The following is an 18369-nucleotide window of genomic DNA, read 5'->3' as shown; positions in this document are numbered from 1 at the left end:
ATGGAGTGGTTGGAAGCCCTATCGTCGTGGCTCCATGTGAACGCTGTGTAAGGCTTGGGCGAAATCGGGTGAAGACCTGTAAGCCGGTGCGCGGCCATTGCAAGACACGACAGCCATCCTAGGCGCCCCAATTCCGACGCGAAACCGGCCGAACGGACGTCAGCCGTGTGGCGGGGGCGGCAGCATGCGCCGAAGCGCCTCGAAGAACAGGTCGGATTGCTCGCGTTCGCCCTGGATCTGCACAGCGGCAAGTGCGGCCAGCTTCGCATCGACCGGAACCAGCGGTCGCCCGGTCGATTGCGCGATCACCTGGTGCAGGCTGGCGCGTTCCAGATAGTAGAGATCGTCGTAGGCATGTGCAATGGTGCCGCCCGCCACGATCACGCCGTGATTGGCCAGGAAAGCCACGTCCTTTCCTTCCATGGCGCGCGCGATGCGTTCACCCTCGGCATCGTCGAGCGCCAGGCCGTTGTAGACCGCGTCGATCGCAATGCGGTTCATGTAGCGCATTGCGTTCTGGCTCAGCGTGGGATCGAGGGCGCGATCGGCCGTGAGCGTGAGCGCGGTGGCGTAGGGCATGTGGCAGTGCAGCACGACCGCGTGGCCGGTCAGCCGGTGCACCGCGCCATGGATGAACAGCGCGGTCGGTTCCACCCGGTGGCGGCCGGCAAGCACTTCGCCGTGCACGTCGATCAGCACGATGTCGTCGGGGCCGATTTCGCTCCAGTGCAAGCCGCGCGGGTTGATCAGGTAGCGGTCTTGCGCGCCGGGGAGCATCACGCTGAAGTGGTTGCAGACGCCTTCCGAGAGGCCATGGTGGGCGGCCGCGCGCAATGCGAGCGAAAGGTCTTCGCGCAACTTGCGCACGGCGGGGCTGGCGTAATCTGAATCTGCGGACATCGACGGGGCCTCGTGGATGTGAAAAGAAGAGAACGGTGAAGAAGGGGTATCAGGCGTGGATTGCGCCCGAGCAGGCGGCGACGAATCTCTCGGCATCGGCACGCACGTCGGACGCCTGCTTGCCGGGCTTGTAGAGCGCCGAGCCGATGCCGAAGCCGGACGCGCCAGCCGCACGCCATTCGGCCATGTTGGTGGGCGTGATGCCGCCCACGGGCATCAGCGGCGTGCCGGCGGGCAGCACCGCAAGCAATGCTTTCACCACCGCGGGCGACGCCAGTTCGGCCGGAAACAGCTTGAGCCCGGTCGCGCCCGCGGCCAGGGCACCAAAGGCTTCGGTCGGCGTCATCACGCCGGGCAGGCAGACCATGCCCAGCCGCACGGCTTCGGCGACCACCTCGGCATTGAAGTTGGGCGACACGATCAGCTCGCCGCCGGCCGAATGCACATAGCGCACCTGCTGCACGTCGAGCACCGTGCCGGCACCCACCAGGGCCTCGGGAAAGCGCGTGCGCATCAGCGTGATGCTGGCGTAGGGCTTGGGCGAATTGAGCGGCACTTCGAGCAGCCGGAAGCCGGACTCGACGATGGCGTCGCCCACGTCGGCCGCCTCGGGCGGCGTGAGCCCGCGCAGGATGGCGACCAGCGGCAGCTCGCGCATCGCGGCCTTGAATTTTTCTTGGGGAGTCGTCATGAAGGAGTTCTGTCTGTGTCGAGAAAACCGGACAGCGCATGCAGTCCGGCCCAGGTGGCTTCGGCGCCCATCGTGCGCGTGGCGATGCCGGTGGCGCGCAGCGCCAGCGTGTAGCGCTGCGTGAGCGCGGGTGAGCCGATCAGCACCACTTCGCCGGAGGCATGCAGCGACTGCGTGCGCAGTTCTTCGCCGATCAAGAGGCCCGAGAGATAGCTGGCGAGTTCCTCCGTGGGCATGCGCTCGAACAGCGCCAGCGTGCGCGTGCCGAAGGCGTTGTGCAGCAGGCCCTGGCCGTTGTCCGAACGCGTGACGCCCTCCACGAAGGCGGCCTCGTCGAGCGGTGCATCGGCATCGAGCGTGCGCGCAAGAATCGAGTGCTGGCTCAGCAACGCATAGAACTCCCCGGTCATGAAGGTGCGAAAGCCCTTGACGCGGCCCTTCTTGACCGTGACCCACTTGTTGTGTGTGCCCGGCAGCACGAAGACGCCTTCGTCGACGTCCATGAGCGCCATGGCGCCGAAGATCTGGACCTCTTCGCCGCGCATGACATCGGGAACGCCGTCGTGCTCGTCGCGCAGGCCCGGCACGATGGAAATGCGCGAATCCGGCCGCACGTCGATGTCGATGATCCGGCGGCCCACTTCGACGCGCCCGGCAGGGCAGGCGCAATAGGGCGCCTCGACCCAGCCCTGCTTGCTGCCGGCCATGCCGGAGATCAGGCAGCGCGTGCCCGCGGGCTGCATCCAGTCGGCGAACAGCGACTCGAACACCTCGGGAAAGCCGCCCGCCGGCACCTTGAGAATGCCGCGCGCATCGCTGCGCTCCTCGAGCACCTTGCCGCGGGCATCGAGCAGCGCGCCGCGCAAGGAGCTCGTGCCCCAGTCGACCGCCACCAATCTGCTCATGTCAATGCGACTCCATGGGGAAAGCCTGGAGTATGCCCAGTGCTAGTGATTGTCCCTTGGAACGAAAGCACCGCGCCGGCCGCGCAGGAAAGCCAGGTCGGCGCCCTGGTCGGCCTGCAGCACCGTGTCGACATAGAGCTTCCAGTAGCCGGAATCGAGCGGCGCCTTGGGGGCGACCCATTTCTCGAGGCGGCGCGCGAGTTCTTCGTCGCTCACGTGCAGGTGCAGCCTGCGGTTGGGCACGTCGAGCTCGACGATGTCGCCGTCCTGCACCAGCGCCAGCGGGCCACCGGCGGCGGCCTCGGGCGCGGTGTGCAGCACCACGGTGCCGTAGGCCGTGCCGCTCATGCGTGCATCGCTGATGCGGACCATGTCGGTGATGCCCTTGCGCAGCACCTTGGGGGGCAGCGGCATGTTGCCCGACTCGGACATGCCGGGGTAGCCGCGCGGGCCGCAGTTCTTCAGCACCATGATGCAATGCTCGTCGATGTCGAGGTTCTCGTCGTCGATGCGCTGGTGCAGGTCGTCGGCGTTCTCGAACACCACCGCGCGGCCCTTGTGCACCAGCAGTTCCGGCGTGGCGGCGCTGGGCTTGATGATGGCGCCGTTGGGCGCGAGGTTGCCGCGCAGCACGCAGATGCCGGCGTTTTCCTTGAACGGCTCGGCCAGCGGGCGGATCACCTGGGGGTTGTAGTTTTCGGCGTCCTTCACGTTGTCCCACAGCGTCTGGCCGTTGGCCGTGATGACGTCCTTGTGCAGGAACTGCGCGATCTCCTTGATGACCACCGGCAGCCCGCCCGCGTAGCAGAAGTCTTCCATCAGGAAGCGGCCCGAGGGCTGCAGGTCGACCAGGCAGGGCAGTTCGGAGGCGAGGCGGTCGAAGTCGTCCAGCTTGAGGTCGACGCCGATGCGCCCCGCAATGGCCAGCAGGTGGATGACCAGGTTGGTGGAGCCGCCGATGGCCGCGTTCACCTTGATGGCGTTCTCGATGGCCTCGCGTGTGAGGATCTTCGACATGTGGAGGTCTTCATGCACCATGTCGACGATGCGCCGCCCGGCCATGCGGGCCAGCACGTTGCGCCGCCCGTCCACGGCCGGATAGGCCGCATTGCCGGGCAGGCCGATGCCCAGCGACTCGACCATGCTGGCCATGGTGCTCGCGGTGCCCATCGTCATGCAGTGGCCGTGGCTGCGGTGCATGCAGCTTTCGGCCTCGAAGAAGTCTTGCAGCTTGAGCGTGCCGGCGCGCACCTGCTCGCTCATCTGCCACACGCCGGTGCCAGAGCCCAGCTCCTGGCCGCGCCATTTGCCCGAGAGCATGGGGCCGCCCGACACGCCGATGGTCGGCAGGTCGACGCTGGCCGCGCCCATCATGAGCGCGGGCGTGGTCTTGTCGCAGCCCATGAGCAGCACCACGCCGTCGAGCGGATTGCCGCGAATGCTTTCTTCCACGTCCATGCTCGCGAGGTTGCGATACAGCATGGCCGTGGGACGCAGCAGCGTTTCGCCGAGCGACATCACCGGGAACTCGAGCGGGAAACCGCCCGCTTCGTACACGCCGATCTTGACCTGCTCGGCCAGCGTGCGGAAGTGCGAGTTGCAGGGCGTGAGCTCGCTGAAGGTGTTGCAGATTCCGATGACCGGGCGACCGTCGAACTGGTCGTGCGGCACGCCCTTGCCCTTCACCCAGCTTCGGTAGATGAAACCGTCTCGGTCATTGCGGCCGAACCATTGCTGGCTGCGCAGCTCGCTGGCTTTTTTCTTCGGGGAAGTGCTCATCGGTTGTCTCCGTTTACGACCGCTTACGACTCCAAACCTCAGGGTTTGTCCTGCCGATCGGCCATTTCAATCATCATATGATAAGTGCGAAGAACCTGCCGGACCCTTAGTGTTTTCGAGTGTCGGCATATCAAATTTCACATCACGCACATGATCAAGAACATCCACGGTCGCACGCTCGAGCTGCTCGGCGAAGCTGTCGTGGCCGGCCGTTATGCGATTGGTGCGTCGATCCCGGCCGAACCCATCCTGGGCGAGGAGCTGGGCGTGAGCCGCACGGTGGTGCGAGAGGCCATCAAGTCGCTCGCCGCCAAGGGCCTGATCGTCACCGGGCCGAAGGTGGGGACGCGTGTGCTGCCGCAGGACAAGTGGAATTGGTTCGACCCCGATGTCATCACCTGGCAGTCGCGCGCCGGGCTCACGCCCGAGTTCCTGCGCGATCTGCAGGATTTGCGCCGCGTGGTCGAGCCGGCGGCCGTGCGGCTCGCGGCCGAACGTGCCAGCCCGGAGGACATCGAAGAGATAGAGCGCGCCTACGCCGGCATGAAAGAGGCCGTGGAGAACGGCGGCGACTACGTCACCTTCGACCTGCGCTTTCACAACGGCCTGTTGAGCGCCGCGCGCAACCGCATGCTGGCGCAGATGAGCAAGGCGCTCAACGCGCTGCTGCGCACCAGTTTCGAGATTTCGACCGCCAAGCCCGACGGTCCCGCGCTTTCGCTGCCGCTGCACCGCGCGGTGCTCGATGCGGTGATTGCGCACGACCCGGCCAAGGCCGAGCGTGCGGTCATCCGCCTCATCGACGGCGCGCGGCAGGACATCGAGGACGTGCTCGGTTCGCGCCGGCGGCTGCCGCGGCTCAGCCGCCCACCCCCTCGGCTCAAGGCGAGCTAGCCGGCCGGCCCAGGTCGCAACGGATTTTTCACCACGCTCGTGTTTCGAGCATTTCCACCGAAGAAGAGGAGACACCATGAAAGTCGTCAAATCGCTGATAGCGCCGACGCTATTTGCACTGGGGTTGCTTGCGGCGGCAGGCCCCGCTGCCGCGCAGGAAAAGCTCACCGTCTGGTGGGTCAAGGGCTTCTACAAGGCCGAGGACGATGCGTTGTTCGCAGCCATCAAGAAGTTCGAGGACAAGAACAAGAACGTGAAGATCGAACTCTCGCAGTACCCGATCCAGGACATGATCCCCAAGACCGTGTCCGCGCTCGACTCGGGCAGCCCGCCCGACGTGGCGTACGCCGACGTGTACGACTTCCAGGTCACGGGCAAGTGGGCCTACGACGGCAAGCTCGAAGACCTCAGCAGCGTGCTCGCGCCCATGAAGGACCGCTTCGCGCCCAACACGCTGGAGACCACGTACCTGCACAACGAGCAGACCAAGACCAAGGCGTACTACGCCTTCCCGATCAAGCAGCAGACGATGCACGTCGAGTACTGGCTCGACATGCTCACCGAAGCCGGCCTCAAGGAAACCGACATTCCCACCACCTGGAAGGACTACTGGACCTTCTGGTGCGAGAAGGCGCAAACCGCCAGCCGCCAGAAGAGCGGCAAGCGCACCTTCGGCATCGGCATGCCCATGGGCGTGGATTCGAGCGACTCGTTCTATTCGTTCCTGACCTTCATGGACGCGCACAACGTCAAGCTGGTGGACGACAACGGCAAGTTGCTGGTCGATGATCCGAAGGTCCGCACCGGCCTGATCGGCGCGCTGACCGACTACACGACGCCCTACACCAAGGGCTGCACGCCGCCGTCGGCGACCAGCTGGAAGGACCCGGACAACAACGTCGCGTTCCACAACAAGACGACGCTGATGACGCACAACGCGACCATCTCCATCGCCGCCAAGTGGCTCGACGATTCGAACAACGCGACTCTCACGCCAGAGCAGCGCGAGGAAGCGCGCAAGAACTACACCGAGCGCATCCGCACGGCGGGTTTCCCAAGCAAGCCGGACGGCAGCAAGATGGTCTACCGCAGCGCGGTGAAGACCGGCGTGGTGTTCAAGGACGCCAAGAACAAGGCCCGCGCCAAGGAGTTCGTCGCCTTCCTGCTGCAGGAAGAAAACCTCACGCCGTACGTCGAGGGTTCGCTGGGCCGCTGGTTCCCGGTGACCAAGGCTGCGCAGCAGCGTGACTTCTGGAAGGCCGATCCGCACCGCCTCTCGGTCTTCAACCAGTACGCCGCCGGCACCGTGACTTTCGAGTTCACCAAGAACTACAAGTTCACCGTGCTCAACAACGAGAACGTCTGGGCCAAGGCCATGAGCCGCGTCGTCACCGACAAGGTGCCGGTGGACAAGGCGGTCGACGAGATGATCGCGCGCATCAAGACGGTCGCGGCGCAGTAAGCCGCATTCTTCGAAAACCACGTTCACCGGGCTGACTCGCATGAGCTCCACTGCCACCGCCGCGCCGCTCCCGGCGCCTACCGTCAATCTTGGGGCGCGGCACGCGCGCTGGCAGTTCTGGGGCGCGGTCATGGTCGTGCCCTACCTGCTGGTGTTCGTGGTTTTCGTGCTCTACCCTGTGGGGTACGGGCTGTGGCTCGCGCGCCATCCGCAAAGCTACGTGAAGCTGGTCGACGACCCGATCTTCTTCCGCTCGGTGATCAACACGGCCATCTTCCTGGTCGTGGCCATCAACATCAAGATGCTCGTGGCCCTTGTGCTCTCGGGCTTCTTCGTGACATCGCGCTGGTGGATCAAGATCATTTCGGCGATCTTCATCCTGCCGTGGGCGATGCCGTCGATTCCCACCATCCTGTCGATCCGCTTCATGCTCAACCCCGAGTGGGGCGTGATCAACAGCACCATCTTCCGCCTGACCGGCGCGGATGGTCCCAATTGGCTCAACGATCCTTCGCTGGCACTGTCCTTGGCGATGGTCGTGCATATATGGAAGTCGCTGCCGTTCTGGACGCTGATCCTGGTGGCGGGGCGGCTGGCCATTCCGACCGAGCAGTATGAAGCCGCGTCGGTCGACGGTGCCTCGTCGTGGCAGAAATTCCGCTTCGTGAGCTGGCCCGCGCTGAAGACGCTCTACGTCACGTCTCTCATTCTTTCGATGATCTGGACGCTGGGCGACTTCAACAGCGTCTACCTTCTGACCGGCGGCGGACCTGCCGACCTGACGCACGTGCTCGCAACGCTGGGCATCCGCTATCTGCGGCTCGACCAGGTCGACCTGTCGATGGCATCGATCGTGGTGGCTCTCCCTCTCGTCCTGCCACTCGTCTACTTCATGATGAAGAGGCTCTCGAAATGAAACGCTGGACCCCCAAGGCCATAGCGACCGAGGCCAAGCTGCTGCTGATCGGCATTCCGGTGCTGCTGTGGACGCTGATCCCCGTCTACCACATGGTGCTCTTCGCGATCTCGTCGAAGGACTCCGCGACCTCGGGCCACCTGTGGCCCAAGAACGCGACGCTGGACAACTTCCGCATCGTGTTCCAGCAGAAGCACTTCTACCTCGACCACTTCTGGCTGCAGCTCTTGAATTCGCTGCTGATCGCGCTGTCGGTCGGCGTGCTCACGCTGTTCGTCGCGACCACGGCCGCGTTCGCGATCAGCCGGCTGCGCGTGCGCGGTGGTCGCACGGTGATGAACCTGGCGCTCTTCACCTACTTCATTCCGGCGGCCTTCCTCGCGGTGCCGATGTACAAGACCATGGGCAACTATGGCCTGCTCAACAGCCAGTGGGCGCTGATCCTCGCGATGGTGACCATCGCCTCGCCGTACTGCATCTGGGTGCTGAAGCAGGCGTCGGACAAGCTGCCCTACGAGCTCGACGAGGCCGCGCGCATGGACGGCGCTTCGCCGCTGCAGCTGTTCCGCCTGGTGTACCTGCCGCTCATGGTGCCGTCGCTGGTGGCGGTGGGCACGTATTCGCTGCTGCTGGCGTGGAACGAGTACCTCTACGCCTTCCTGCTGCTGTCCAACGACAGGAGCGTGACGCTGGCGGTGGCGCTCGGCAACTTCCTCTCGGCCGACGATTCGCCGTGGGAGCTGCTGATGGCCACCGGCCTCATCTACGCATTGCCGCCCGCGGCGATCTATTACGCCTTCAAGCGCTACATGGTGGGCGGACTCACCGCCGGTGCCGTCAAGAGTTGAGCGAACCCTGGGAATAAAAATGGCTTCCGTATCCTTTCGCAATATCCAGAAATCCTTCGGCAAGGTCCAGATCATCCAGGGCCTGAGCTTCGACATCACCGACGGCGAGTTCGTGGTGCTGGTCGGGCCTTCGGGCTGCGGCAAGTCGACCTTGTTGCGCATGCTCGCGGGCCTTGAAGACATCAGCGGCGGCGAGATCATGATCGACAGCCGCGTGGTCAACGACCTCGAGTCGAAGGACCGCGACATCGCCATGGTGTTCCAGAGCTATGCGCTCTATCCGCACATGACGGTGGGCGAGAACATGGGCTTCAGCCTGCGTTTGCGCAACGCCGAGAAGTCGGTGACCGACGAGCGCGTGTCGCGGGCCGCGAAGATCCTCAACCTCGATGCGCTGCTCGGACGCTATCCGCGCGAGCTGTCGGGCGGCCAGCGCCAGCGCGTGGCCATGGGGCGCGCCATCGTGCGTGACCCGAAGGTGTTCTTGTTCGACGAGCCGCTCTCCAATCTCGACGCCAAGCTGCGCGTGGCGATGCGCGCCGAGATCAAGGCGCTGCACCAGCGCCTGAAGACCACCACCGTCTACGTGACGCACGACCAGATCGAGGCCATGACCATGGCCGACCGCATCGTGGTGATGCACGACGGCATCGTTGAGCAGATCGGCACGCCGCTCGACCTGTACGACCGCCCCGACAACCTGTTCGTCGCGCAATTCATCGGCTCGCCGTCCATGAACGTGATCGACGGCACCGTGCGGCGCTCAGGCGCGGACTGCTGGGTCGAGGCGCATGGCGCGCGCTGGCCCGTGCCAGCGGGCACCTCGGCACCCGACGGCCAGCCGGTGCACTACGGCATCCGCCCCGGCGACATCACGCTGGGCGGCGGCAGCGGCGTCAATGCACAGGTGATCGTGGTCGAGCCCACGGGCGCCGAGACCGAACTGTTGGTGCAGGTGGGCGAGGCCAAGCTGGTGCTGGCGGTGCACGGCCGCGTCGATGCGATGCCCGACCAGACCGTGGGCCTGGCCATCGACACCGACCGCGTGCACCTGTTCGACCGACAGAGCGGCCGGCGCATGCCCTGAGCTTTTTTCGACTTTCGGCTCAGTCTGTGCGCAGCCGGAGCAGGGCGCGCACAAAGCCGTGGTCCGAGCGCGAGCGGTCGCGCCCTTCGTGCAGGTGGTCGTTGAAATAGTCGACCCGGCGCACGTCGCCCAGGCTGTTGCGGCTCGTGGCCACGAACTCTTCGCTCACGAAGATCTGGTCGAGCACGGCCGGAAAGCCCTGGTGGATGTGCGAGTAGGCGACGTCTTTCTTCAGTGCCGACTCGCCCTGCATCTCATAGGCGTTGAAGAGCGCCACGTCGCGCGCGGCCTTGTCGTAGGCCACTTCGGAGGTGGCGGCCACCAGTTGCGTGGTGACGCTGTGCGGGTCGTCGTTGAAGTCGCCCATCACCACCAGCGGCGTGTTCGTGCCCTGCAGCAGATCGAGCACGATGCAGCGCAGGGCGGCTGCCTCGGCGCCGCGCATGACGAGCGAGCGCAGAGACGCCATCACGCCGACTTTCCGGTCCTCGCGGTCTTCCAGTGCGTTGCCTTGCGCGTCCTGCAGGAACTTGGGCCGCTTCGACTTGAGGTGCACCGTGAGCATGTGCACCTGCTGGCCGTGCTTCATTCGCAGCGTGACCAGAAACGGCGGGCGCTCGAAGCGCGTGTGCGGGCCGAGGCCCGGCACCTCGACCCCGAAGCCGGGCGGAAAGTCGACGAACGATTGCACGCGGTCCACCTGCAGCCGCGTGGCAATGCCGACCCGCGGCGTGCCCTCTGCGCCGTTGTGCGGCGGCGTGTTCTCGGCACCCGGCACCGCGACGAAGTCGTAGCGCAAGCCGCTGCGCGCAATGGCAGCTCTGAGCGCGCTTTCATCCCAGACCTCCTGCACCGCGAGCACGTCGGCATTGAGCGCACGAAAGCGCTCGCCGATCCAGTCGATCTTGCGCTCGTATTCGCGCTCGTCGTACGGGTCCTGGTTCTCGTAGAACACGCGATGAGGATTCGCGAGATTCAGCAGGTTGCAGGTGGCGACGAAGAGCGTGGCGTAGTTGGGCGGGATGTATTGCATGGCTCGCGATTGTGTCCGGCGCTGTGCCACGCTGGGAGACGCCTTTGGTACTAATAGGCAAAACCATCGTTAATGCGGTTGTGTGGAGCAGTTGACAAAAACGCGATAAATGCGCCGGATTCGCACCCTGGCAACGATTGTGTCGGGACTTGTAAAACGACAATTCGATGCTGCGGACTTTTCATCCGTGCTGGCGGGCTCTCAGGTCCGCGCCAAATTTCAACGGGAGAAAACAAAGATGAAGATTCGGTCGATCTCTGCTGTCTTGCTGGCGTGCGTTGCGCTGGCCGCCTGCCAATCTGCCCCTTTGTACGAGCCCAGCCGGCGAGCGCTGGTCACGGCGCAAGAAGACGAAGAGCGCACCGCAGTCGGCCAGCCGTTGCCCGGCACCCCCTTCGCGCAGCTTCGGCCCAGCATGAGCTACGCGGAAGTCATCAAGATCGCGGGTAAGCCCAACGCCGAAACGGTCCGGAACACAGGCAAGGCCTGGATTCCCACCTACAACGGCACAGATCGGTGGCGCCACTACCTTGCCTACAAAGGGCAGGGCGTGCTGGTCTTCGCCGGCACCGCAGGCGGAGAAATTGCCGAGATCTCGCGCACCAGGGCCTATACGCCCGACGTGCTGATCCAGATCGTGCACAACCCCGCCGACAGCGGGAAGCTCTGAAGCGACACGGTGCACATCAGGGCGAGCACGGCGCCGCCGCGCTGAAAGCCCGGAAAAAACAAAGGGCACCGAAGTGCCCTTGTTCATTTGCGGGTAGGTGTTCTACCCACGGTTCCGCTTAACGACCGAACGATCGGCCGCCACCGCCACCGCCACCGCCACCGCCGGAGCGATTACCACCGCCACCACCGCCGCCGTAACCACCACCGCCGCCCGAACGGTTGCCGCCGTAGCCGCCACCACCGCCGCCGCCCGGACGGCCGCGTCCGCGACCGCCACCCATGTGGTCGACGCTCGTGCGCAACGGATCCGGCTGGCCATCACCGCCTGCGACAGCTTCAGCACGCAGGTGCGCGACCTGGTTGGCTTGCGTCGGGCTGTGGCTGTTGCCGTGATGGCGCGGCTGGCGCTCGTCATGCGGCAGGTGATTCTGATGATGCTGGGGCGCATGGTGCGGCGTGCGTGCCGGGCCTTGCGGTCCGCGGCCTTGTGCCGGACGGGCACCCTGGCCACGCGGGCCCTGGCCCTGGCCTTGGCCGCCACCATTGGCGTTGCGGCCTTGACCGCCACCGCCCTGGCCGCCACCGCGGCGTTGACCGCCGCCGTTGCCGCCACCACCACCACCGCCAGCGCGTTCGCCGCCGCCCTGGCCGGCCTTGTTCTCGCGAATGCGTTGCAGCATTTCGGTGCGGGCGGCCTTGGCGGCCGCCTGCATCACGTCGCGGCTCGGCGGACGGCCGGCGCCGCCCCAGATCGTCTGGCGACCCATGGCGATCGGCTCGGCGCGCTCGCCGTCTTCGGGGCCGAAGCCTTCGACGAACTGCACCGGAATCGTCTGCTTCGTGAAGCGTTCGATTTCCTGCATGAAGCCTTCTTCGTCCAGGCAGACGAAGCTCACGGCCTCGCCGCTCGAACCGGCGCGGCCGGTGCGGCCGATACGGTGCACGTAGTCTTCGCTGACGTTCGGGATTTCGTAGTTCACGACGTGCGGCAGCTCGTCGATGTCGATGCCGCGGGCCGCGATGTCGGTGGCCACCAGCGCACGGATGTCGCCGCTCTTGAAGCCGGCCAGCGCTTGCGTACGCGCGCTCTGGCTCTTGTTGCCGTGCAGCGCCATCGCCTCGATGCCGTTCTTGGTGAGGAACTCGGCCACGCTGTTGGCGCCGAACTTGGTGCGCGTGAACACGAGCACCTGGCTCCACTTGTTCTCGTTGATGATGTGCGCGAGCAGCGCCTTCTTCTTGCCGCGGCCCACGGGGTGGATCACCTGGGTGATGCGCTGCACGGTGGTGTTGCGCGGCGTCACCTGGATGCTTTGCGGGTTCTTGAGCAGCGTGGCGGCCAGGTCGCGGATCTCGTCGCTGAAGGTGGCCGAGAACAGCAGGCTCTGCTTTTCCCTGGGCACCAGCGCGAGGATCTTCTTCACGTCGTGGATGAAGCCCATGTCGAGCATGCGGTCGGCTTCGTCCAGGATCAGCATCTGGACCTGGCTCAGGTCGAGCATGCCTTGCTGCTGCAGGTCGAGCAGGCGGCCGGGGGTGGCCACGAGGATGTCGACACCCTTCTTGAGCTTGCTGATCTGCGGATTCATGCCCACGCCACCGAAGATCACAGTGGAGTCGAGCTCCAGGTACTTGCCGTAGGTGCGGACCGACTCTTCGACCTGGGCCGCGAGTTCGCGCGTGGGCGTGAGCACCAGGGCACGAATGCCGATGCCGCCGAACTTGTTGGTGGCGCTCGCGCCCGTGCTGAGCTTGTGCAGCATCGGCAGCGTGAAGGCGGCCGTCTTGCCGGTGCCGGTCTGGGCGCCGCCGAGCAGGTCGTGCCCGTCGAGAACCGCGGGAATGGCTTGCGCCTGGATGGGGGTGGGGGTGTCGTAACCGTGCTCGTGCACAGCCTTCAAGATGGCGGGAGCCAGCTTCAGTTCGTCAAAATTCATTGGAAACAATAAGCGCCATACACGGCGCAGTGGCATCGGCCCGCTTGGCGTTTTTGGCAACGCCGAGCCAGTCAAGGCTGATGAAGGTCAGGGGTGGGAGCCGAAAAACCCGTCGTGATAAAGGGCTTTCTTCGTCCCCGGCAGAGAGCCGGTGTTGCGGGCAACTGGACCCGGCAACGGTGCCTATTGTCGCATGAGTCGATAATGTGTGGTTTGCCGCGCCCGAATCCCGCTTTCGGGCGCCCGCGCTTGTCCCGAATCTCCGCTACCCAAGGTAACTACCCCCAGATGGCTCAATACGTCTATTCGATGAACCGCGTCAGCAAGACCGTGCCGCCCAAGCGGCAGCTCTTGAAAGACATTTCGCTCTCTTTCTTCCCCGGCGCCAAGATCGGCGTGCTCGGCCTGAACGGCTCGGGCAAGTCCACGCTGCTCAAGATCATGGCGGGTGTGGACAAGGAGTTCGAGGGCGAGGCACTGCCCATGCCCGGGATGACGATCGGCTATCTGGAGCAGGAACCCAAGCTCAACAACGAGCACACGGTGCGCGAATCGGTCGAAGAGTCCATGGGCGCGGTGTTTGCGGCCAAGGCGCGCCTCGAAGAGGTGTACATCGCCTATGGTGCCGAAGACGCCGACTTCGACGCGCTGGCGGCCGAGCAAGCCCAGCTCGAAGCCATCATCGCCACCGCCGGCACCGATTCCGAACACCAACTGGAAATCGCCGCCGACGCACTGCGCCTTCCGCCGTGGGACGCGAAGATCGGCCTCTTGTCAGGCGGCGAAAAGCGGCGCGTGGCGCTGTGCCGCCTCTTGCTGTCCAAGCCCGACATGCTGCTGCTCGATGAGCCGACCAACCACCTGGACGCCGAATCGGTGGAGTGGCTCGAAGTGTTCCTGCAGCGATTCACGGGCACCGTGGTGGCCATCACCCACGATCGCTACTTCCTCGACAACGCGGCCGAGTGGATCCTGGAAATGGACCGCGGTCGCGGCATTCCCTGGAAGGGCAACTACAGCACCTGGCTCGAGCAGAAGGGCGAACGCCTGGCGCAGGAGCAAAAGAGCGAAGAAGCCCACGCCAAGGCGCTGAAGAAGGAACTGGAGTGGTCGCGCCAGAACCCGAAGGCACGCCAGGCCAAGAGCAAATCCCGCCTGGCCCGCTTCGAAGAGCTGAGCGACATGGAATACCAGAAGCGCAACGAGACGCAGGAGATCTTCATTCCGGTGGCGGAGCGGCTGGGCCAGCAGGTGTTCGAGTTCCACGGTGTCAGCAAGTCCTTCGGCGACCGCATGCTGATCGACAACCTGAGCTTCACCGTGCCGCCGGGCGCGATCGTCGGCATCATCGGCCCGAACGGCGCCGGCAAGTCGACGCTCTTCAAGCTGCTCGCGGGCAAGGAAAAGCCGGACACCGGCGAAGTCGTCATCGGCTCGACGGTCAAGATGGCCTTCGTCGACCAGCACCGCGACGAGCTGGCCAACAACAAGACCGTGTGGGAAGACATCTCCAACGGCCTGGACATCATCAATGTCGGCAAGTTCCAGATGGCCAGCCGTGCGTATGCAGGCCGCTTCAACTTCAATGGCGCCGACCAGCAGAAGAAGGTCGGCACGCTGTCGGGCGGCGAGCGCGGCCGGCTGCACCTGGCCAAGACGCTGATTGCAGGCGGCAACGTGCTGCTGCTGGACGAACCGTCGAACGACCTCGACGTCGAAACGCTGCGTGCGCTCGAAGACGCGCTGCTCGAATTCGCCGGCACGGTCATGGTCATCAGCCACGACCGCTGGTTCCTCGACCGCATTGCCACGCACATCCTCGCGGCCGAAGGCGACAGCCAGTGGACCTTCTTCGACGGCAACTACCAGGAGTACGAAGCCGACAAGAAGAAGCGCCTGGGCGAAGAGGGCGCCAAGCCCAAGCGCATGCGCTACAAGGCTCTGAAATAGGCTCGCCCCCAGTCTTCGCGCACTTCGTGTCGCTTCGCCAACCCCCTACCGGGGGCAACACCGGAGGCCCGGCAAAGCCGGTTCCTCGGTGTTTCTGGAAGAGACCTCAGGGTGCTTCGACAAGAGCGCGTGGTTCCGCAAGGGGCCGCGCGCTTTTTTCATGGGGCGGGCAAGGGCAAGCCGGCGTCTCAGCGCGCCCGCACCAGCCGAAAGGCCGCATTCGCACCCCAGGTGGCAACCAGCAGGTTTCCGTCGGGCATGCGGGCGAGCCCGACCGGGCTTGAGAGACCATCGGCTACCACGACGCGGCCTCCCTCGCGGTCGATGCGGCTGACGGTCGTTCCGCCGTAGTCGACCACATAGGCGGCCGCGCCGTCGCGGTCCGCGACGATGCCCGGGCCTGGGCTGCGCAGTTCGCCGTGGATGCTTCGCGCGCGCCCGTCCTGCCCGACCAGCGAGATACCGCCCGCGATGTTGCTGACCATCAGCTCGCCGCCCGGCAGTTCGACCGCGCCGACCGGTGTTTGCAATCCCTCCGCAGCGACTTCGATCCGGCCGTCGGGATGCGCCGCGAGGATCTGGTTGGTTCGGCGGTTGGCAATCAGCAGCCGGCCCTTGCGATCGAAGCTCAGGCCCGCCGGCGTTGCCAGGCCGCGCACGAACACGCTCTGCCTGCCGCCCGGCGTGAAGCGCCACACCAGGTCCTGGCTGTAGGACGCGACGAAGATGTCGCCGGAAGGGCCAGGGCCGATCGCCAGCCCGCTGGGTCCGCTCAAGCCCGATGCGAACACCGAGCGGGCACCGTCCGGCGCAAAGCGCAGCACGGTGCCGGCCGACCAGTTGGCGACATAGAGATGGCCCGCCGCGTCGTAGGCCATGCCGACCGGCGAGGAGAGGTCGTCATGCACGGCGCGTTTCTCCAGCGTCCAGGTCGGCAGGTCGGGCGTTTGCGCCGAGGCGGGCGTATTCATCGCAGTCGCAAGCAGCGCCAGCCCGAGCAGCGGCATACGGACGCGAAAACTGCGCTGCTTCATGCGGGCTCCCCCAGCAGCGGGACGTCCGCGGCAAACACCTCGCGCGCCGCCGCCAGGCCGTTGAGTGCCGCCGGAAAGCCCGCGTACACGGCCATCTGCATGATGGTCTCGACGATCTCGGTGCGCGTGACGCCCACATTGAGCGCACCCTGGATATGCACCTTGAGCTGCGGCGCGGCATTGCCCATGGCCGTGAGGGCGGCCACCACCGCGATCTCGCGTGAACGCAGGTCGAGCCCGGGGCGCGAGTAGATGTCGCCGAACGGAAACTCGATCAGCAGGCGGGCGAAATCCGGCGCGATGCCGGCCAGGCTTTCGACGACCTTGATGCCGCCTTCACCGTCGATTTGCTGGAGCTTGGCCAGCCCGCGCTCGTAGCGCAGGTTGTCTTTGCCGTTCTGGCTTGCGTGTGCGTTCGTCATCGCTCGTCTTCCTTTCCGGGGCAGTGCCCGGTGACGAGGGACGCTTCTTGTCGATGGCACGGTAGTGCTCGATCTTCAGCGACAGCGCCCGCATGGATTGCTGCAGCGCCGCCACCTTGGCCTGGACCTCGGCAAGGTGCTGTTCGAGCATCTTGCGCCGCTCCCCGACACTGGCGTCCCCCTGGCTTCGAAGCCTGGCGAAGGCCTGCATCCCCTGGATGGGCATGCCGGTCTCGCGCAGGCGCAACAGGAAGGCCAGCCAGTCCATGTCGGCGCTTGCGTAACGGCGCTGCCCGCCCGGTGCCCGAGGCACCGCGGCGATCAGCCCGATGCGCTCGTAGTAGCGCAGCGTGTGGGCCGTGAGGCCGGTGCGCTGTGCGACTTCCGCAATGGTCAAGCTGGCTTCCATGGCGGGAATTCTCGAAGTTGGAGCGCGCTCGAAGTCAAGCGCTTTCTGCGGCTTCCTTCGGCAGCGGCGTTCGGGGCGCGAAGTCGCCCGGTTCCGGCCAGCGGATCTGCACGCGCTTTTGCACCGTGTGGATGTTGTTGCGCAGCGCATAGAGCTCGTCGGCATACGACAGTGGAACGGCCACCTTGTTCACCACGCGGTCGAGCTCGTCGAGTTCGTCGAGCAACTCCTTGCGCTCGCCTTGCCGCGCATCCACCTTGGCCTCGATGTCGCGCAGCCGCGCATACCAGCGGAACACGCGCCGTCGCACGCGGAACTGGTAGAGCGGCGGCACCACGCGGCTCAGCGGCAGCATCAGCACCAGAAGGCCGCCGAGCACCAGCCACATGCGCTCGATCAGGTTGCTGGCCCAGAACGGCAGGTAGCGCTGCCAGAACGGCGGCGTGCCGTTGATCGCGCGGTCGCCCTCGGGGCTCACGGGCAGTTCGCTGGTGCGCGTGTTGGGGAAGTCGCGCGCGCGGTTGAACCAGCCGGCGTCGCTGTGCACGCCTTGCGCGGCCTGCGCAAAGAGCTGCCGCAGTGCCGAGTGGGTCTCGTCGCGCGAGAGCAGCGAGGTGGTGGCCGCGAGCAGCGATACGTCGGAGGGCGGCAGGTCCCTCGACAGGTCGACCACGCCGCGCGGCAGCGTGACCGCCGAGAGGAACGGAAAGCGCCGCGTGTAGGCATCGGCCTGGCCGAAGTCCATGAGCTTGATGTCGGGCGCGCGCAGCAGGCGCTGCACCTGCGGCGACTGTGGCGCCGAGGCCAGCACGATGGCGTCGAGCAGGCCGGCCTGCAGCGCTTCGGCGGCGGCCGCCTGCTCGAGGTTGGAAAGCTGCAGCGCGTCGGGGTCGAGGTGGTTGGCCTTGAAGAGCCGCTCCATGATCTCGGGCAGGCCGCTGCCCGCCAGGTCGACGTTCACGCGCAAGCCGCGCAGCTGGGCGAGCGAGGTCAGGGTGCTTGTCTTGCGGTCGATCTTCTGCGCGCTGTCGGCGCGGTAGAAGAGCCAGATCGGCTCGAAGAACAGGCTGCCGAGGGACGTGAGGCCGGCTTCCTCGTCGGCCACCGGATCGGCGCTGCCGCCGCGCACAAAGCCCACGTCGGCGCCGCCGCTGCGAAGCAGTTCCAGGTTCTCGGACGACCCGGTGGTGGCCTTGAGCTCCACCTCGATGCCGCTGCTCTTGAGCAGCTCGGCATAGCGCTTGCCGAATTGCGAATAGGCGCTGCCGCTGGGGCCGGTGGCCAGCGTCACATGCCTGGGCGGCTGCGGCTGCAGCCACCAGTAGGCGGCAATCAGCAGGCCGATCACGAGGAACACGATCGGGCCCGCCGAGGCGATCAGGTCGCGGATCGAGAGCAGGATCAGCTTCAGCGTCTTGGGCATGGCCATG

General features: G+C 65.7%; 17 protein-coding genes. 7 read left to right on the top strand and 10 right to left on the bottom strand.

Going from position 1 to position 18369, the window contains the following annotated elements:
* Positions 1 to 159: 159 nt before the first annotated feature.
* The 4 genes from ACJ7Z0_RS08430 to ACJ7Z0_RS08415 are packed head-to-tail and all read right to left on the bottom strand — an operon-like array spanning position 160 to position 4275.
* On the bottom strand, positions 160 to 900 hold the full coding sequence (locus ACJ7Z0_RS08430; protein WP_434789470.1) for an aldolase: 741 nt from the start codon (positions 898 to 900) through the stop codon (positions 160 to 162).
* Between the two features lie 49 nt (positions 901 to 949).
* A complete protein-coding gene (locus ACJ7Z0_RS08425; protein ID WP_434789469.1) occupies positions 950 to 1591 on the bottom strand; it encodes a 2-dehydro-3-deoxy-6-phosphogalactonate aldolase in 642 nt (213 codons plus the stop codon).
* Positions 1588 to 2496, bottom strand: a complete 909-nt coding sequence (locus ACJ7Z0_RS08420; RefSeq protein WP_434789468.1) for a 2-dehydro-3-deoxygalactonokinase — start codon at positions 2494 to 2496, stop codon at positions 1588 to 1590. The genes ACJ7Z0_RS08425 and ACJ7Z0_RS08420 overlap by 4 nt, the downstream gene beginning before the upstream one ends.
* A gap of 42 nt (positions 2497 to 2538) precedes the next feature.
* Positions 2539 to 4275 (bottom strand): IlvD/Edd family dehydratase, encoded by a 1737-nt coding sequence (locus tag ACJ7Z0_RS08415; protein ID WP_434789467.1) that lies wholly within the window; start codon positions 4273 to 4275, stop codon positions 2539 to 2541.
* Between the two features lie 150 nt (positions 4276 to 4425).
* On the opposite strand from ACJ7Z0_RS08415, the gene ACJ7Z0_RS08410 reads away from it, so the two are divergent.
* From ACJ7Z0_RS08410 to ACJ7Z0_RS08390, 5 genes are all read left to right on the top strand, one after another.
* On the top strand, positions 4426 to 5169 hold the full coding sequence (locus ACJ7Z0_RS08410) for a FadR/GntR family transcriptional regulator (protein WP_431129394.1): 744 nt from the start codon (positions 4426 to 4428) through the stop codon (positions 5167 to 5169).
* A gap of 76 nt (positions 5170 to 5245) precedes the next feature.
* Positions 5246 to 6631: an ABC transporter substrate-binding protein gene (locus ACJ7Z0_RS08405; protein WP_431129397.1), complete on the top strand. Its 1386-nt coding sequence runs from the start codon at positions 5246 to 5248 to the stop codon at positions 6629 to 6631.
* Positions 6632 to 6671: 40 nt separating this feature from the next.
* Positions 6672 to 7547: a carbohydrate ABC transporter permease gene (locus ACJ7Z0_RS08400; RefSeq protein ID WP_434789466.1), complete on the top strand. Its 876-nt coding sequence runs from the start codon at positions 6672 to 6674 to the stop codon at positions 7545 to 7547.
* Complete coding sequence (locus tag ACJ7Z0_RS08395) at positions 7544 to 8395, top strand: carbohydrate ABC transporter permease (RefSeq protein ID WP_431129402.1); 852 nt, start codon at positions 7544 to 7546, stop codon at positions 8393 to 8395. The genes ACJ7Z0_RS08400 and ACJ7Z0_RS08395 overlap by 4 nt, the downstream gene beginning before the upstream one ends.
* 19 nt (positions 8396 to 8414) lie before the next feature.
* Complete coding sequence (locus ACJ7Z0_RS08390; RefSeq protein WP_431129405.1) at positions 8415 to 9482, top strand: ABC transporter ATP-binding protein; 1068 nt, start codon at positions 8415 to 8417, stop codon at positions 9480 to 9482.
* A 19-nt stretch (positions 9483 to 9501) separates the two neighbouring features.
* On the opposite strand, the gene ACJ7Z0_RS08385 is transcribed toward ACJ7Z0_RS08390, so the two are convergent.
* Complete coding sequence (locus ACJ7Z0_RS08385) at positions 9502 to 10515, bottom strand: endonuclease/exonuclease/phosphatase family protein (protein WP_434789465.1); 1014 nt, start codon at positions 10513 to 10515, stop codon at positions 9502 to 9504.
* A 109-nt stretch (positions 10516 to 10624) separates the two neighbouring features.
* On the opposite strand from ACJ7Z0_RS08385, the gene ACJ7Z0_RS08380 reads away from it, so the two are divergent.
* Positions 10625 to 11185, top strand: a complete 561-nt coding sequence (locus ACJ7Z0_RS08380; RefSeq protein ID WP_434789464.1) for a hypothetical protein — start codon at positions 10625 to 10627, stop codon at positions 11183 to 11185.
* A 118-nt stretch (positions 11186 to 11303) separates the two neighbouring features.
* Here the strand turns inward: ACJ7Z0_RS08380 and ACJ7Z0_RS08375 are convergent, their stop codons facing one another.
* Positions 11304 to 13124, bottom strand: a complete 1821-nt coding sequence (locus tag ACJ7Z0_RS08375) for a DEAD/DEAH box helicase (protein WP_434789463.1) — start codon at positions 13122 to 13124, stop codon at positions 11304 to 11306.
* Positions 13125 to 13412: 288 nt separating this feature from the next.
* Between ACJ7Z0_RS08375 and ettA the strand changes: the two genes are divergently transcribed.
* Complete coding sequence (ettA, locus tag ACJ7Z0_RS08370; protein ID WP_434789462.1) at positions 13413 to 15074, top strand: energy-dependent translational throttle protein EttA; 1662 nt, start codon at positions 13413 to 13415, stop codon at positions 15072 to 15074.
* 188 nt (positions 15075 to 15262) lie between these two features.
* Here ettA and ACJ7Z0_RS08365 read toward each other — a convergent pair whose 3' ends face one another.
* The 4 genes from ACJ7Z0_RS08365 to ACJ7Z0_RS08350 are packed head-to-tail and all read right to left on the bottom strand — an operon-like array spanning position 15263 to position 18368.
* The gene (locus tag ACJ7Z0_RS08365) at positions 15263 to 16108 is read right to left on the bottom strand and encodes an NHL repeat-containing protein (RefSeq protein WP_434789461.1); all 846 of its coding nucleotides are present in this window, start codon (positions 16106 to 16108) and stop codon (positions 15263 to 15265) included.
* On the bottom strand, positions 16105 to 16530 hold the full coding sequence (locus ACJ7Z0_RS08360; RefSeq protein WP_434789460.1) for a carboxymuconolactone decarboxylase family protein: 426 nt from the start codon (positions 16528 to 16530) through the stop codon (positions 16105 to 16107). The genes ACJ7Z0_RS08365 and ACJ7Z0_RS08360 overlap by 4 nt, the downstream gene beginning before the upstream one ends.
* Complete coding sequence (locus ACJ7Z0_RS08355) at positions 16445 to 16939, bottom strand: MerR family transcriptional regulator (protein ID WP_434789459.1); 495 nt, start codon at positions 16937 to 16939, stop codon at positions 16445 to 16447. The genes ACJ7Z0_RS08360 and ACJ7Z0_RS08355 overlap by 86 nt, the downstream gene beginning before the upstream one ends.
* A gap of 34 nt (positions 16940 to 16973) precedes the next feature.
* Positions 16974 to 18368 carry a TAXI family TRAP transporter solute-binding subunit gene (locus ACJ7Z0_RS08350; RefSeq protein ID WP_434789458.1) on the bottom strand — a complete coding sequence of 465 codons (1395 nt, stop codon included), beginning with the start codon at positions 18366 to 18368 and terminating at the stop codon, positions 16974 to 16976.
* Position 18369: the final 1 nt, after the last annotated feature.

It is taken from the genome of Variovorax palleresanus, assembly GCF_051144945.1.
In the GTDB taxonomy this organism is placed as follows: Bacteria; Pseudomonadota; Gammaproteobacteria; order Burkholderiales; family Burkholderiaceae_C; genus Variovorax; species Variovorax paradoxus_S.
Note: the sequence above shows the minus strand (reverse complement) of the source record. Positions and strands in the feature narration are given on the sequence as shown.

What these genes read in the sequence shown, in the direction of transcription:
- ACJ7Z0_RS08405 (WP_431129397.1), top strand. Translation starts at nt 5,246, where the DNA reads ATGAAAGTCGTCAAATCGCTGATAGCGCCGACGCTATTTGCACTGGGG.
- ACJ7Z0_RS08355 (WP_434789459.1), bottom strand. Translation starts at nt 16,939, where the DNA reads ATGGAAGCCAGCTTGACCATTGCGGAAGTCGCACAGCGCACCGGCCTC.
- ettA (WP_434789462.1), top strand. Translation starts at nt 13,413, where the DNA reads ATGGCTCAATACGTCTATTCGATGAACCGCGTCAGCAAGACCGTGCCG.
- ACJ7Z0_RS08430 (WP_434789470.1), bottom strand. Translation starts at nt 900, where the DNA reads ATGTCCGCAGATTCAGATTACGCCAGCCCCGCCGTGCGCAAGTTGCGC.
- ACJ7Z0_RS08375 (WP_434789463.1), bottom strand. Translation starts at nt 13,124, where the DNA reads ATGAATTTTGACGAACTGAAGCTGGCTCCCGCCATCTTGAAGGCTGTG.
- ACJ7Z0_RS08415 (WP_434789467.1), bottom strand. Translation starts at nt 4,275, where the DNA reads ATGAGCACTTCCCCGAAGAAAAAAGCCAGCGAGCTGCGCAGCCAGCAA.
- ACJ7Z0_RS08385 (WP_434789465.1), bottom strand. Translation starts at nt 10,515, where the DNA reads ATGCAATACATCCCGCCCAACTACGCCACGCTCTTCGTCGCCACCTGC.
- ACJ7Z0_RS08410 (WP_431129394.1), top strand. Translation starts at nt 4,426, where the DNA reads ATGATCAAGAACATCCACGGTCGCACGCTCGAGCTGCTCGGCGAAGCT.
- ACJ7Z0_RS08395 (WP_431129402.1), top strand. Translation starts at nt 7,544, where the DNA reads ATGAAACGCTGGACCCCCAAGGCCATAGCGACCGAGGCCAAGCTGCTG.
- ACJ7Z0_RS08390 (WP_431129405.1), top strand. Translation starts at nt 8,415, where the DNA reads ATGGCTTCCGTATCCTTTCGCAATATCCAGAAATCCTTCGGCAAGGTC.
- ACJ7Z0_RS08425 (WP_434789469.1), bottom strand. Translation starts at nt 1,591, where the DNA reads ATGACGACTCCCCAAGAAAAATTCAAGGCCGCGATGCGCGAGCTGCCG.
- ACJ7Z0_RS08400 (WP_434789466.1), top strand. Translation starts at nt 6,672, where the DNA reads ATGAGCTCCACTGCCACCGCCGCGCCGCTCCCGGCGCCTACCGTCAAT.
- ACJ7Z0_RS08350 (WP_434789458.1), bottom strand. Translation starts at nt 18,368, where the DNA reads ATGGCCATGCCCAAGACGCTGAAGCTGATCCTGCTCTCGATCCGCGAC.
- ACJ7Z0_RS08360 (WP_434789460.1), bottom strand. Translation starts at nt 16,530, where the DNA reads ATGACGAACGCACACGCAAGCCAGAACGGCAAAGACAACCTGCGCTAC.
- ACJ7Z0_RS08380 (WP_434789464.1), top strand. Translation starts at nt 10,625, where the DNA reads ATGCGCCGGATTCGCACCCTGGCAACGATTGTGTCGGGACTTGTAAAA.
- ACJ7Z0_RS08365 (WP_434789461.1), bottom strand. Translation starts at nt 16,108, where the DNA reads ATGAAGCAGCGCAGTTTTCGCGTCCGTATGCCGCTGCTCGGGCTGGCG.
- ACJ7Z0_RS08420 (WP_434789468.1), bottom strand. Translation starts at nt 2,496, where the DNA reads ATGAGCAGATTGGTGGCGGTCGACTGGGGCACGAGCTCCTTGCGCGGC.